We start from the raw sequence: 12,619 nt of genomic DNA on the forward strand, positions 1-12,619 counted from the left end.
ACATCCCATGCCTATACCCAACCATTTTCTTGCAGACATGCCCAAAGGTCTGCGTGCGCTGGCGGCTGACACGATAGATGCAGGCACAAAGCTCGAGCGACGCGATTTCCTCAAGCTGGCGACGGCCTCCGGTTTTGCATTGGGCGTATTTCCCTCCGCCGCACTGGCACGGGCAAAGGGTAACGAGCAGGTTTCTGCAAACGTACTCAAGCCCACCCAGCAGCCGTCGGCTTTTGTGAAGATTGATCGCGATGGCACGGTGACGGTAACGATCAACCGTCTGGAGTTCGGTCAAGGTGTGCAAACCGGCCTGCCCATGGTTCTGGCCGAAGAGCTGGACGCCGATTGGTCCAAGATGAATAGCGTGCATGGCAATGCGGATCCCGCTTATATGGATCCGGTCATGGGAATGCATCTCACGGGCGGCTCCACTGCCATCAAGAACTCGTATGTCCAGTACCGTGAACTGGGGGCGCGTACCCGTTCCATGCTGCTGGCCACGGCTGCCAAGCGCTGGGGTGTGGATCCGCAGTCCTTGCGTACTCAGACAGGGCAGGTGATCGGCCCTCGAGGCAAGAGGCTGGGCTATGGCGAGTTGGCGGATGAGGCCATGAAGATGCCTGTTCCGCAGCAGGTGAAGCTCAAGGACGTCAAAGACTTTCGCATCATTGGTCATGCCACGGGGCGGCTCGACGCACGGACCAAATCCAGCGGCAAACAGTCCTACGGCATTGACATGCACCTGCCGGGAATGTTGACCGCACTTGTGGCACATCCGCCGGTGTATGGAAGCAGGATTCAATCGGTGGACGATTCGGCAACCAAAGCCATCAAGGGCGTGCGTGAGGTGCTTCGTGTGCCCAGCGTATGGGGTGGCGAGCTGGTTGCTGTGCTAGCCGATGGTTACTGGCCAGCCAAGCAGGGACGCGATGCCCTGAAAATCCAGTGGGACAGCGCAGCGGTTGGCAAAGTCGATTCTGCTCGACAACTGGCGCAGTATCGTGATTTGGCCAAAAAGCCGGGCGCGCTCAAGTTTGATGCCGATGTTTCGGCAATGAACGGTGCTGTTCACAAAATCAGTGCCGAGTATGTATTCCCCTACCTTGCCCATACGCCGATGGAGCCGTTGAACTGCACGGTGCGTGTGACCGGTGCAGGAAAGGATGCCAAGGCTGAGCTTTGGTTGGGCACGCAGGCTCCGGGCTGGGAGGTCGCAACTGCTGCGCGCGTGCTTGGCGTGGCTCCTCAGAATGTTCGAGTCAATGTTCAGATGGCAGGGGGCGGTTTCGGTCGTCGTGCCAACCCGCGCAGTGACTACGTGGCCGAAGCCTGCGAGATTGCCAAGGCCGCTAGAGCATCCGGTATCGACGCCCCGGTGCGCATGATCTGGAGTCGCGAGGACGATGTCAAAGGAGGCTATTACCGACCCATGCATGTGCATCGCGCCGAGATAGGTTTTGACGGTAAGGGAAAGGTGATCGCCTGGGATCATGTGATCGTAGGCCAGTCGCTTGCCAAAGGCACGGCGTTTGAAGGCTTCATGGTCAAGAACGGAGTGGACACCACGACGGTTGAAGGAATGAAAGAGCCGTACGACCTGCCGATGCGACTCTCGGTGCATCACCCCGAACTCAATGCGCCGGTTCTCTGGTGGCGCAGCGTGGGCTCCACACACACCGCTTATGTGATGGAGACCTTGATGGACGAAATCGCCCGAGCTGTAAAGCAGGATCCTGTTGCATACAGGCTGCAACAGTTTGGCGACAGGCATCCGCGTCACAAGGCCGCGTTGCAACTGGCAGTCGAAAAGTCGGGCTACGGAAAGCGCCAACTGGCCGAAGGCAGGGCCTGGGGCGTGGCCGTGCATCAGTCTTTTGATTCGGTGGTTGCCTATGTGGTCGAAGCATCGATGAAGGACGGCACTCCCAAGCTGCATGCGGTTACAGCTGGCGTGCATTGCAATCTGGCGGTGAACCCCCGAAGTGTCGAGGCCCAGGTGCAGGGTGGGGCCTTGATGGGTCTCGGCATGTGTCTGCCTGGCGCGGCCATCACATTCAAAGATGGGCAAGTGGAGCAAGGTAATTTCAATGATTACACTGTAGCCCGCTTAACCGATATGCCCGCGATCACCGTGCATATCGTGCCGAGTGCCGATGCCCCCACGGGTATGGGTGAGCCGGGTGTGCCGCCATTGGCCCCCGCTTTTGCCAACGCCATCGCCAAGCTGAGCGGTCATACGCCACGCGAGCTGCCTTTCCCGAAAGCGTGAGAGCATGAGCTTGGATCGCTAGAAAAGCTCCTGCTGAGAAGATGTCAGAGTGACGAAATCCTCTCCGAGGGGGATCAAGATCGAGTCGGCAATCGGCTTGATCTGTTTGGCCAGATAGTGCTCGTAGTCGATGCGTGAGCGGCGGATTTCCAAAGGCTCAGGGCCATTCCTGGTCATGACGTATCGGATCCAGCCGCCGTTCTGGTACTGCCTGGGTCGTCCCACGCGATCGTTGTACTCATCGGCAATGCGAGCGGCGCGGACCTGTGGTGGCACATTGGCGACGTAGGCATCCAGGCGATGCCGCAGGCGTTTGCGGTAGATGAGCAGATCATCCTTCTTGCCCGCCAGCGTCGAATGAGCGTACTCGATGACGAACTCGCGGTAAGGGGTACCTTGGAAGACGCGCGAGAGCAAGCCCTCCTGGAACTGCCGTGCCAGCGGTGTCCAGTCGCTTCGCGCCATTTCAAGGCCGCGGTAGATCATCGACTCGTTTCCGTCGGTGTCTACACTCAGACCGGCATAGCGCTTCTTGCTGCCGACGTCCGAACCGCGGATGGTGGGCATGAAGAACTTCTTGTAATACGTGTCGAACTCGATCTCAAGAAAGCTCTTCAGGCCTTGCTCTTGCTGCAGTGTTTGAACCCACCACGCGTTGATGTCCTGGGCCAGCTTGGCAGCCACGGCATATGCCTCTTCGGTGCTATGGGGCCTCTTGAGCCAAATAAAGATGGAGTCAGTGTCTCCATAAATAACTTCGTATCCGCGCTCTTCGACCAGATCCCTTGTGAGCTTCACCATTTCGTGGCCACGTAAGGTAATGGCTGAGATCAAATCCGGATTGAAGAATCTGCATTCCGAGGCGCCTAGTACTCCTGCGAATGAGTTCATCACCAGCTTGAGCGCTTGCGACAGTGGTTCGTTCCTGGCGCGTTTGGCCTCATCTCGGGCCTGCCAGAGGGTGGTCACGATTTCCGGAAGACAGTGTTTCTCTCGAGAAAAGAGTGTGCCCCTTGGGCCTTTGATCGGAAGCTCGGAAGAGCTCGCATGTCGACCTTCGACCAAACCCACGGGGTCAACGAGGAAGGTGCGGATGATTGATGGATAGAGACTCTTGTAGTCCAGAACCACGACGGAGTCGTAGAAGCCAGGCTTGGAGTCCATGACGTAGCCACCGGGGGATGACTTTCCTTGAACATCGCCCACGTTGGGTGCGACATACCCCATGCGGTGCATGCGTGGCAAATAGTGGTGGCTGAATGCGGCAATAGAGCCACCGAACTGGTCGAGCTGCAGGCCTGTGGTGTGGGCGCGCTCCATCGCAAACTGCAGCAGCTTCGCCTTTTCGAAGATTCGCAGAACCAGCTCGCAGTCGCGTATGTTATAGGCTGCAAGGGCGGGCTTGTCTAGCTGGTAGCGCCGCTCGATTTCCGCCATTTTGTCGTACTCGTCTCCGATATCCTTGCCTTCGCCCAGAAGCTCTTGTGCGACGTTCTCGAGGCTGAACGACGGAAAGCTCCAGACAGCGGCCCTGAGCGCTTCAATCCCGTCAACGACAACTCGCCCTGGCATGGGAGCAAACAGATAGCCTTGTTTGCCGGGATGAGTTCGCCATGCAATGGGCCTGCTCTCGCGCCCCAGGAGTAGCGGTGTTGCACATTCGTCTGCAGTTTTCTGCAGCACACGAAGGTCGAACTGAATGACGTTCCATCCAATGATCACGTCCGGATCATTGCGTGCAAACCAATCGTTGAGCTTGTCAATCATGGCTTTGCGTGTTGTGCAATGAATCAGCTCGAAACCAGGCGTTTCTACCGGTTTGGCGGGAGGCTCACCCAGCATGAAAACGACACGCTCCGCCATGCCGTCCAGCGCGATCGAATACAGATCTTGGTGCTGACTGGTCTCGATATCCAATGACACGACCTTCAGAACCGGCCGGAAATCGGGCGCAGGAACAAGCTTGCAGTTCACCAGCGCCGCATGTTCCGTCCGGCCGCCTTGCAGCGCGACTCCCGCCGTGATGAAGCGCTCCATCAAGTAGCGCTCATGTGGTCGAACATCCGCTTCCAGAAGGGGAATGCCTAGTTGCTGGAGAGTGCGTGCAAGTCGCCGTAATTGACGAAAACTCCTGGCATAGATACCCAGGACGGGCTCTTGCTGAAAACTCTTCAGATCCAGTTCCCGCAATTCCACTCCAGCCAGGGGCGGGAGTTGCGCTTCTACCGCTTCTCTGTGTCGGGCTTCGACGAAAGCCACAGATTTCTGAGCAGTCAGGAGAACCTTCAGGGGGCCGCTATCCGTTGCCAGCCAGTACTCGAGCTCTACGCCCGCCTGCGTGTCTCGCCAATTGCGAGTAAGGATGAAGCCCTGGCGTTCCGGAGATAGCACGAAAGATGAAGTCAAGCGAATGTGACCGTCTTGAACCGGAGTTCAAGGCTCTGGCGGTGTGTGATGACATGAGCTTGCAGAGCAAGCCACATGCTTCGAAAGAGGTGCCAATGAGATGATACCCAGCAATCATGGCCGCGTTTTTCCAACAGAGCCACGTCAACAGCAATCCAGGTGTTCCTCGGATCCAAAGCGGATGGAGCGAATAGAGGGAGTGACGCCAATGTTCCGTGAGGGCTGAAACCGTCATCAAGTTGTTGCCAAGCGATGGCTTCCCATATCGATAGCAGGCGTTGCGAGAGGCTTGCTCCGCAATTCCAAACTGGCGTGGGAGTTATACGAGAGGCCGCACAGATCACACTCCTGCTGAAGTGTTTTAGCGTTTGTATTGCGTTGACCGGTTGAACCTGCCGTCGTGCAGAGGCGCTAACTCTAAAGGTCCCTGAAGCTGTAGGTTTTTCAGAAAAGGCTTGCTAACTCAGCATTGACTTCTCATTGGAAAGAGGGAGGGGCAGGGTAAAGCCAGCTTATCCCGGCAAGCGTCTTCGAATATGATTTTCCAATGCGCTACGAGCTGACCGATCTACGCCTGTTTCTTGAAATTGCCCAAGCAGGCAGTCTGACCGCGGGGGCATCGGCGGTGTTCATCACCCCATCTGCTGCGAGTTACAGGCTCAAGAATCTGGAGCAAGCCATGGGTACGACACTGTTCGAGCGCACTCCTAGGGGAATGGAGCTGTCACCTGCCGGTGATGCTGTGCTGACGCATGTGCGAGAGATCTTTGAAGGCATAGAGCGAATGCAGGGCGATGTGAGCCGCTTTATCTCCGGTATCAAGGGGCATGTGCGCCTGGTGGCCAACAGCAGCTCTCTCAATGGCTTTATCACCCATACCTTGGGGCGCTTTCTCGTGGCCTATCCTGGTATCGATGCCGAAGTGGACGAGCGCCAGAGCGAGACCATTCCAACCGCGGTGCTGGCGCGCGAGGCCGACATCGGCATTTTCGCGGGTGAAACGAATGTAGAAGGCTTGAGCATCTATCCATACGCGGTAGACCGTCTGGTGATAGTCACGCCGCGAGATCATCTGCTGGCGTCACAGCACAGCATTCGCCTGGCTGCAGCATTGGACTTCGATTTTGTCTGCACCAGCAGAGCCAGCAGCAACTACCTGTTCCTACGGGACACGGCTACCAAGTCCGGGCGTGCGGTGAGAGCCAGATTGCACACACATGGCTTTGAGTCGGTTCTGTCTCTGGTGGCTTCAGGAGTGGGTGTGGCCATGGTTCCGACCAGCGTGCTGGCGAACCGGCAGCAGGCCAAGCTCTTGTCGGTCATTGAGCTGGATGAACCATGGGCGCTGCGCAAGCTGAATCTGGCGGTGCGAAAAGATGCTCGCTTTCCCAACTTCATCACCGCCTGCATGAATTTCCTTCTGGAAGATCCACTGGTCGCAGCGACACGAGTGCAGTTGCCAACCCCAGCCACGGAATAGTCGCTTTCACGTGTTCTGGGCGCGTGAACAGGCCATCGCATCCAAGTCTCCTATCAAATTCTCAAACAGAGCGTTCGAATCTTTCTGATTGAGCTGTCAGGTAGCGATTCATACACTGAATCGGCGCTGAAAAAGCGTTACTAACTACAGATTGGAAGGAGACACGGATGGCGATTTCACCTCTGGGCAAAGCCTGCCCAATTGCTTGTGCCTTGGTGTTGGGATGGGGGGCTGTATCCGCTTCGACAGGTACTGCATTGGCGCAAGCTCGTGTCTATCCGAGCAAGCCTGTCACGATCGTCGTTGCATTTCCTCCGGGTGGCATGACAGATATCGTCAGCCGTGCGTTGGCCAAAGAATTGTCGGAGAACCTCAAACAGCCTTTTGTGATCGAGAACCGTGCTGGCGTGGCTGGTCAAGTGGGGACCGAGTATGTCGCAAAGCAGGCGGCAGACGGCTACACCTTGCTGGTGGGCGCTACGGGCTACGTGATTGCTCCAGCCATGAAAAAGGTCGGTTATGACCCTCTCAAGAGTCTGGAGCCGGTAGCCGTTCTGGCCAGGTCGCCAAATCTGATCGTGGTGAACCCGAGGGTTCCGGCCAAGACACTTCCCGAGTTTCTGAACTGGGCCAAGACGCAGAGCTCGATTCCCTATGGAACGGCAGGCGCGGCAGGTTCCACACATCTGGGTGGAGAGTGGCTGGGCAAGGTCACTGGATATCCATTCGTGCATGTCCCCTACAAAGGGGCTGCGCCTGCGACCAATGATGCCGTCGCGGGGCAGATTCCCATGGCCGTCCAGGACTCGATGAGCGTCTCGGCGTTCATCACATCCGGGCGTCTGCGCCCCATTGCCAATATGGCGTCCGAACGCAGCAAGCTGTTCCCTGAATTGCCGACGATGCAGGAGAGTGGGTTCAAAGGCTTTGACGTGTACACATGGCTGGGCTTGTATGCCCCGGCCGGAACGCCCGCGTCCGTCGTGACGATGCTGAACAAGGAGATCAGCACCATCATGAACTCTCCTGAAATGGTCGAGCGTCTGCGTTTGCAGTACAGCGAGCCTCTGGGTGTGATGGATGTCGCCCGAACCCGCAAGTTCGTCGAAGCCGAGGTGAACAAGTGGATGCGTGTGGTGCAGGAAACCGGTGTGAAGTCCGATGACTGAGCTCGATGCAAACAGGATGGGAGAGCGTCAGTCTGCTACGGCGGCTGCCTGTGACAAGCGGTATTTCGATGCCTTGGCCGATGGCCGCTTCGAGATTCCTCAATGTCGCGACTGCGGACGGTTCCACTTCTTTCCTCGTGTTTGCTGTCCCCACTGCGGCTCGCAGGCGATTGACTGGGTGACGGCTTCGGGAAGGGCAGTCGTGTATTCGGTGACGATTGTCCGCGCGCGCGAAGGAGCGGATTACACAGTGGTGCTGGTGACTCTTGAGGAAGGTCCGAGGCTCATGAGTCGTGTGGTCGACATCCCGGTCGATGAGGTGCGTATCGGTATGCCTGTTCGGGCCCGCATCGACATGGTGGAAGAAAGCCCTTTGCTCGTATTCGTCGCGGCACCGGGAGGACAGGAATGAATACAGCATCTTCAAGAGGCTCCATCGCCATCCTCGGTACCGGCCTGGCCGGCATGGGGCATGCGGGTGGTGCCACGGAGCAGGAAATCATCGCACAGGCATCCTGCATGGCGATCGAGCGCAGCGGCCTGCGCAAATCCGATATCGACGGCATCATTACTTCCAGTCTCACCTCGCCCTGGTGGGTGATGCGCATGGCGGAGTACCTGGGCATTCGTCCTCGGTTTTCCGACAGCACCATGTTTGGTGGATCGGCCTTCATCGCAGACCTGAAGATCGCACAGATGGCGATCGATGCGGGGGAGTGCGAGAACGTGCTGATCTGCTATGGAAGCACGCCCCGCAGCGCGCCCAGCAGCTCTCGCGTCAATCAGATGCGCGCCGAGCTGGACCCGCAGCCCTACGAACATCCCTACAAGGCCTTCAATCCGGTGTCCAGTTATTCGCTGGCGGCGGCTCGCCATATGCATGAGTACGGCACGACACGCCAGCAACTGGCCGAAGTGGCTGTGGCTGCGCGCAAATGGGCGCAACTCAATCCGGACGCATTTTCCAGGAAAACCTTGACGGTCGATGAGGTGATCAACTCCAGGATGATCTCGGACCCGCTGACCGTGCTCGATTGTTGTCTGGTCACGGACGGTGCGGGCGCTATCGTCGTCAGCTCCTCCCGGCGAGCCAGGAGTCTGCATGGCAAGCCCATCTATGTACTGGGGAGCGGCTATGCCCACTGGCATCGTCAGATCTCGTGCATGCAAGACCTGACTGTGACACCTGCAGTGGAGTCGGGTCGCAAGGCGTTTGCTCAGGCCGGGCTTGCACCTGCCGACGTGGATGTGGTGCAGCTATATGACGCCTTCACCATCAACCCCATTCTGTTTCTCGAAGACCTGGGCTTTTGCAGCAAGGGCGAGGGCGGAGCGTTCATCGAGGGCGGACGGATCGAACCAGGCGGTGCCTTCCCCATGAACACCAATGGCGGAGGTCTGTCGTGCGTGCATCCGGGCATGTACAGCATTTTCCTCATCATCGAGGCTGTGACGCAGCTGCGTGCACAGGCAGATGCACGCCAGGTGCCGGGTGCAGAAGTGGCACTGGTGCATGGCAACGGAGGCGTGCTTTCCAGTCAGGCAACGGCCATCCTGGCTTCGTCACGGTAGAAGGAGCAGACACATGATCGACAAGATCCTCGATTCGGCAGCGCAGGCAGTGGCCGATATCGCAGACGGCTCCTGCGTTCTGGTCAGCGGGTTTGGCTTGGCGGGTCAGCCCAATGCATTGCTGGATGCCCTCTATGAACAGGGGGCGAGTGAACTCACCGTGGTTTGCAACAACAGCGGCAGCCGGGATATCGGTCTCGCCCGGCTGATCCGCGCCGGCAGAGTACGCAAGCTGCTTGCCTCCTATCCACGCGGTGCCGAATCAGAGGCCTTCGAGAGCGCTTATGCCCAGGGGCGCATCGAGTACGAATGCGTCCCCCAGGGCACGCTGGCCGAGCGCTTGCGCGCTGCAGGCGCTGGATTGGGTGGATTCCTGACACCCACGGGCTACGGCACAGAGCTGGCCGCGGGCAAGGAGACGCGGATCATCGATGGCGTCGGCTATGTTTTCGAGCAACCTTTGCATGGCGACTATGCGTTGGTGCAGGCGCATGTGGCCGACCGTTGGGGCAATCTGCTGTATCGCAAGGCGGCTCGCAATTTCGGTCCGATCATGTGCATGGCGGCGAAGGTGTCGATTGTGCAGGTAGCAGAGGTTGCGACGCTTGGGGAGCTGAACCCAGAGAGCATTGTCACTCCCGGAATTTTCGTGCAGCGCGTGGTCGTGAATGCCGCCGCTGCACAGGAGCGACGCGCATGAAGCAAGGAATGGCACGCCAGCAGATGGCACAGCGTGTGGCCAGGGATATTCCTGCAGGTGCCTACGTCAATCTTGGAATTGGTCTGCCTGTCACCGTACTCGATCACTTCAAGCCTGAAGACGAAATCGTGGTGCACAGCGAGAACGGCATTCTCGGCATGCGTGCGCTGCTCGACGGTGAGGCGCCAGATCCAGACATGTCTAACGCCGCCAAGCTGCCTGTGAATATTCGGGCTGGTGGCAGCTTTTTCCATCACGCAGATTCCTTTGCCATGATGCGTGGCGGGCATCTGGACTTCTGCATTCTGGGTGGATATGAGGTCTCGGAACACGGTGATCTCGCCAACTGGTCTTTGGGGCAGAAGAACGTGGCGACCGCAGTGGGCGGTGCTATGGATCTGGCGGTGGGGGCCAAGGCCGTTTACGTGCTCATGGAGCATGTCACGCGAGAGGGCAGGCCGCGCATCGTGAGCCGATGCAGCTTGCCCTTGACGGGGCGACGTATCGTCAAGCGTATCTACACCGATCTGGCCGTCATTGATGTTCGGCCCCAGGGGCTTGTTGTCATCGACATAGTGGAGGGGATGGACGAACAGACCCTCGAAGCATGCACGGGGGCCGATCTGCGGTTCGAGCTGGAAAGGGCGCTGCCATGATCGACTCCATCGGCAGCTTCGCGGTGGAAGCATTCCGTGATGAAGTGCGCGCCTTTCTGGCAGAACAGCTTCCGGTCGATCTGCGGCGCAAGGTGCTGGAGCACAAGCGTCTCAAGAAGGAGGATTTCCTGCACTGGCAATCCATCTTGCGCAGCAGGGGCTGGGCTGCACCCAATTGGCCTAGCGAGTATGGCGGGACGGGTTGGTCGCTGGCGCAGCGGCTTGTCTTTGATGACGAATGTGCAATCGCAGGCGCTCCTGAAACCGTTCCCTTCGGACTTCGCATGGTTGCACCGGTACTGATGAAGTACGGCACACAGCAGCAGAAAGACCACTATTTGCCAAGGATACTGTCTGGTGAAGACTGGTGGTGTCAGGGCTATTCGGAGCCGGAATCCGGCTCGGACCTGGCTTCGTTGCGCACTTGTGCAGAGCTGAAGGATGGCGAGTTCATCGTTCATGGTCAGAAGACCTGGACGACCTATGCGCAGTATGCAGACATGATGTTCTGTCTGGTTCGGACGGACCCACAGGCCAAGGCGCAGTCCGGGATTTCCTTTTTGCTCATCGATATGAGGTCGGCAGGCGTCACCGTGCGTCCGATCCGAACCATCGACGGCGACACTGAAATCAATGAAGTGTTTCTTGACGGAGTGCGTGTTCCCGAAGCCAATCTGGTGGGCGAGTTGAACCGGGGCTGGACTTGCGCCAAGTATCTGCTGTCGCATGAGCGCTTTGGTGCGGCTCGCGTCGGCCGCTGCAAGCGTGAGCTGACATTTCTGAAACGTCTGTTGGAGGAGCGGGTCGTCGATGGCGTTTGCCTGGCGCAGCGCGCGGACTGGGTGCATAACGTGGCGCGCCTTGATCTGGAATTGCTCGCGCTTGAAGCCTCTGTTCAGCGTTTGCTCCGTCAGACCGAGGGCGGGACAGGCAATGGGGTGGAAGCTTCGGTACTCAAGCTCATCGGCACGACGCTGGCGCAGGCGATTACCGAGCGCCAGCTCGAGGCGGCGGGCCCGCTCGCTCTGGAGTTCTGTCAACAGGCATTTGAGCTGACATCGTCCGAGCCGGAAAGCTCCGTATCAACGCTCGCGGGCTTCTATCTGAATCTTCGAAAGATCTCGATCTATGGGGGGACGGACGAAGTGCAGCGAAACATCATTGCCAAAATGGCTCTGGGACTGTGAGCGCCATGAGAGACTATCTGAACGACGAGCAGCGCCAACTGGCGGATTCGCTGGAGCGCTATCTGGAGCGGGAACATCCCATTCCCGAGTCCGGTATCCCTTGCTGCGCTGCAGGGCAGCTCAGTTCCGCTTCGGTGCATTGGGGGGAATTCGCCAACTTTGGCCTCCTCGCTCTCACCGTGGACGAAAGCCGTGGAGGCATCCAGGACGATCCGATAGCTGTGCATGTGATCATGGAGCACTTTGGGCGCCACTTGGTGCTGGAGCCTTATGTAGCAACCGTGGTACAGGCGGCTAGTCTGTTGGCGGCTACGGGCACGCAGCAGCTTGCAAGTGAGCTGCTGGCTCTGGTTCTGGCTGGTGATTGTCAGATCGCCATGGCCCATGCAGAGGAACAGACCGACTACAGCCTGCACAATGTCAGCACCCGGGCCGAAGTCTTGGAGCAAGGATGGGTGCTGGACGGCCACAAGGTGGGTGTTCGTCATGCGCAGCACGCGGATATGTGGCTGGTGCTTGCCAGAACGCGGGGATCGGCCCTGCAAACGGATGGTCTGTCCCTGTTCATGGTGAGACCGCAGACCCCAGGCATCCGTGTCCGCTCCTATTTCAACATCGACGGGTCTCCGGCGTCTGACATCTGGTTCGACAGGGTTCAGCTGCCCAAGTCCAGCTTGCTTGGAGAGCTCCATTTGGCCTGGCCGTTGTTCGAGCATATCTGTGCCAGAGCCAATGCCGCCTTGTGTGCCGAGTCCGTAGGAATCATGTCGGCTGTACTGGAGGCCACGCTCGGATACGTGAGGGAGCGCAAGCAGTTCGGCAGCTCGATCGGCAGCTTTCAAGCCATTCAGCACCGTCTGGTGGACATGTACATGCAGCTGGAGAAGTCACGCTCGTTGTCGCAAAAGGCCAGCGCCATGGTGCGCTCTGAAGACTTTCTGGCTGCGGTTTCGGCGGCCAAGGCCGTGTGCTGCCAAGCGGCCCGGTTCATCTGTCAGAGTGCGATTCAGCTGCATGGCGGCATAGGCATGACTGACGAACTGGCACTCGGCAAGTTTGTCAAGAGGTTGCTGGTGCTATCCCATACCCTCGGTGACGAGCAGCACCATGTCCAGCAATTCGCGCGCCTGACCCAGACCCCATCCGCGATGCATTCGCTCGTGCAGCACTGAAATATGAC

Annotated in this window: 10 protein-coding genes; 9 read left to right on the forward strand and 1 reads right to left on the reverse strand. The window is 58.4% G+C overall.

What is annotated here, in order from left to right:
* The first annotated feature begins 7 nt into the window (after nt 1–7).
* Nucleotides 8–2,269, forward strand: a complete 2,262-nt coding sequence (locus NOX35_RS11390) for a xanthine dehydrogenase family protein molybdopterin-binding subunit (protein WP_256496661.1) — start codon at nt 8–10, stop codon at nt 2,267–2,269.
* 18 nt (nt 2,270–2,287) lie between these two features.
* Here NOX35_RS11390 and NOX35_RS11395 read toward each other — a convergent pair whose 3' ends face one another.
* On the reverse strand, nt 2,288–4,675 hold the full coding sequence (locus tag NOX35_RS11395; protein ID WP_256496662.1) for a DNA polymerase II: 2,388 nt from the start codon (nt 4,673–4,675) through the stop codon (nt 2,288–2,290).
* A gap of 547 nt (nt 4,676–5,222) precedes the next feature.
* Between NOX35_RS11395 and NOX35_RS11400 the strand changes: the two genes are divergently transcribed.
* The 8 genes from NOX35_RS11400 (at nt 5,223) to NOX35_RS11435 (ending at nt 12,611) form a co-directional block, all read left to right on the forward strand.
* Nucleotides 5,223–6,155 carry a LysR substrate-binding domain-containing protein gene (locus NOX35_RS11400; RefSeq protein ID WP_182286753.1) on the forward strand — a complete coding sequence of 311 codons (933 nt, stop codon included), beginning with the start codon at nt 5,223–5,225 and terminating at the stop codon, nt 6,153–6,155.
* Nucleotides 6,156–6,322: 167 nt separating this feature from the next.
* Complete coding sequence (locus NOX35_RS11405) at nt 6,323–7,324, forward strand: tripartite tricarboxylate transporter substrate binding protein (RefSeq protein ID WP_182286754.1); 1,002 nt, start codon at nt 6,323–6,325, stop codon at nt 7,322–7,324.
* Entirely contained in the window at nt 7,317–7,736 is a 420-nt protein-coding gene (locus NOX35_RS11410) for a Zn-ribbon domain-containing OB-fold protein (RefSeq protein WP_182286755.1), read from the forward strand. The genes NOX35_RS11405 and NOX35_RS11410 overlap by 8 nt, the downstream gene beginning before the upstream one ends.
* Nucleotides 7,733–8,896, forward strand: a complete 1,164-nt coding sequence (locus tag NOX35_RS11415; RefSeq protein ID WP_182286756.1) for a thiolase — start codon at nt 7,733–7,735, stop codon at nt 8,894–8,896. Before NOX35_RS11410 ends, NOX35_RS11415 begins: the two co-directional genes overlap by 4 nt.
* A 13-nt stretch (nt 8,897–8,909) precedes the next feature.
* The gene (locus tag NOX35_RS11420) at nt 8,910–9,596 is read left to right on the forward strand and encodes a 3-oxoacid CoA-transferase subunit A (protein WP_256496663.1); all 687 of its coding nucleotides are present in this window, start codon (nt 8,910–8,912) and stop codon (nt 9,594–9,596) included.
* A complete protein-coding gene (locus NOX35_RS11425; RefSeq protein WP_256496664.1) occupies nt 9,593–10,252 on the forward strand; it encodes a 3-oxoacid CoA-transferase subunit B in 660 nt (219 codons plus the stop codon). Before NOX35_RS11420 ends, NOX35_RS11425 begins: the two co-directional genes overlap by 4 nt.
* Complete coding sequence (locus NOX35_RS11430; protein WP_256496915.1) at nt 10,252–11,439, forward strand: acyl-CoA dehydrogenase family protein; 1,188 nt, start codon at nt 10,252–10,254, stop codon at nt 11,437–11,439. The genes NOX35_RS11425 and NOX35_RS11430 overlap by 1 nt, the downstream gene beginning before the upstream one ends.
* A 5-nt stretch (nt 11,440–11,444) precedes the next feature.
* The gene (locus tag NOX35_RS11435; protein ID WP_182286759.1) at nt 11,445–12,611 is read left to right on the forward strand and encodes an acyl-CoA dehydrogenase family protein; all 1,167 of its coding nucleotides are present in this window, start codon (nt 11,445–11,447) and stop codon (nt 12,609–12,611) included.
* The last annotated feature ends 8 nt before the right edge of the window (nt 12,612–12,619 follow it).

The sequence above is a fragment of the Comamonas sp. C11 genome, assembly GCF_024496285.1.
GTDB classification, from domain to species: domain Bacteria; phylum Pseudomonadota; class Gammaproteobacteria; order Burkholderiales; family Burkholderiaceae_C; genus Comamonas; species Comamonas testosteroni_F.

Excerpts from the sequence above, each read along its gene's own strand:
- NOX35_RS11390 (WP_256496661.1), top strand. The coding sequence starts at position 8 with ATGCCTATACCCAACCATTTTCTTGCAGACATGCCCAAAGGTCTGCGT.
- NOX35_RS11400 (WP_182286753.1), top strand. The coding sequence starts at position 5,223 with ATGCGCTACGAGCTGACCGATCTACGCCTGTTTCTTGAAATTGCCCAA.
- NOX35_RS11405 (WP_182286754.1), top strand. The coding sequence starts at position 6,323 with ATGGCGATTTCACCTCTGGGCAAAGCCTGCCCAATTGCTTGTGCCTTG.
- NOX35_RS11410 (WP_182286755.1), top strand. The coding sequence starts at position 7,317 with ATGACTGAGCTCGATGCAAACAGGATGGGAGAGCGTCAGTCTGCTACG.
- NOX35_RS11415 (WP_182286756.1), top strand. The coding sequence starts at position 7,733 with ATGAATACAGCATCTTCAAGAGGCTCCATCGCCATCCTCGGTACCGGC.
- NOX35_RS11420 (WP_256496663.1), top strand. The coding sequence starts at position 8,910 with ATGATCGACAAGATCCTCGATTCGGCAGCGCAGGCAGTGGCCGATATC.
- NOX35_RS11425 (WP_256496664.1), top strand. The coding sequence starts at position 9,593 with ATGAAGCAAGGAATGGCACGCCAGCAGATGGCACAGCGTGTGGCCAGG.
- NOX35_RS11435 (WP_182286759.1), top strand. The coding sequence starts at position 11,445 with ATGAGAGACTATCTGAACGACGAGCAGCGCCAACTGGCGGATTCGCTG.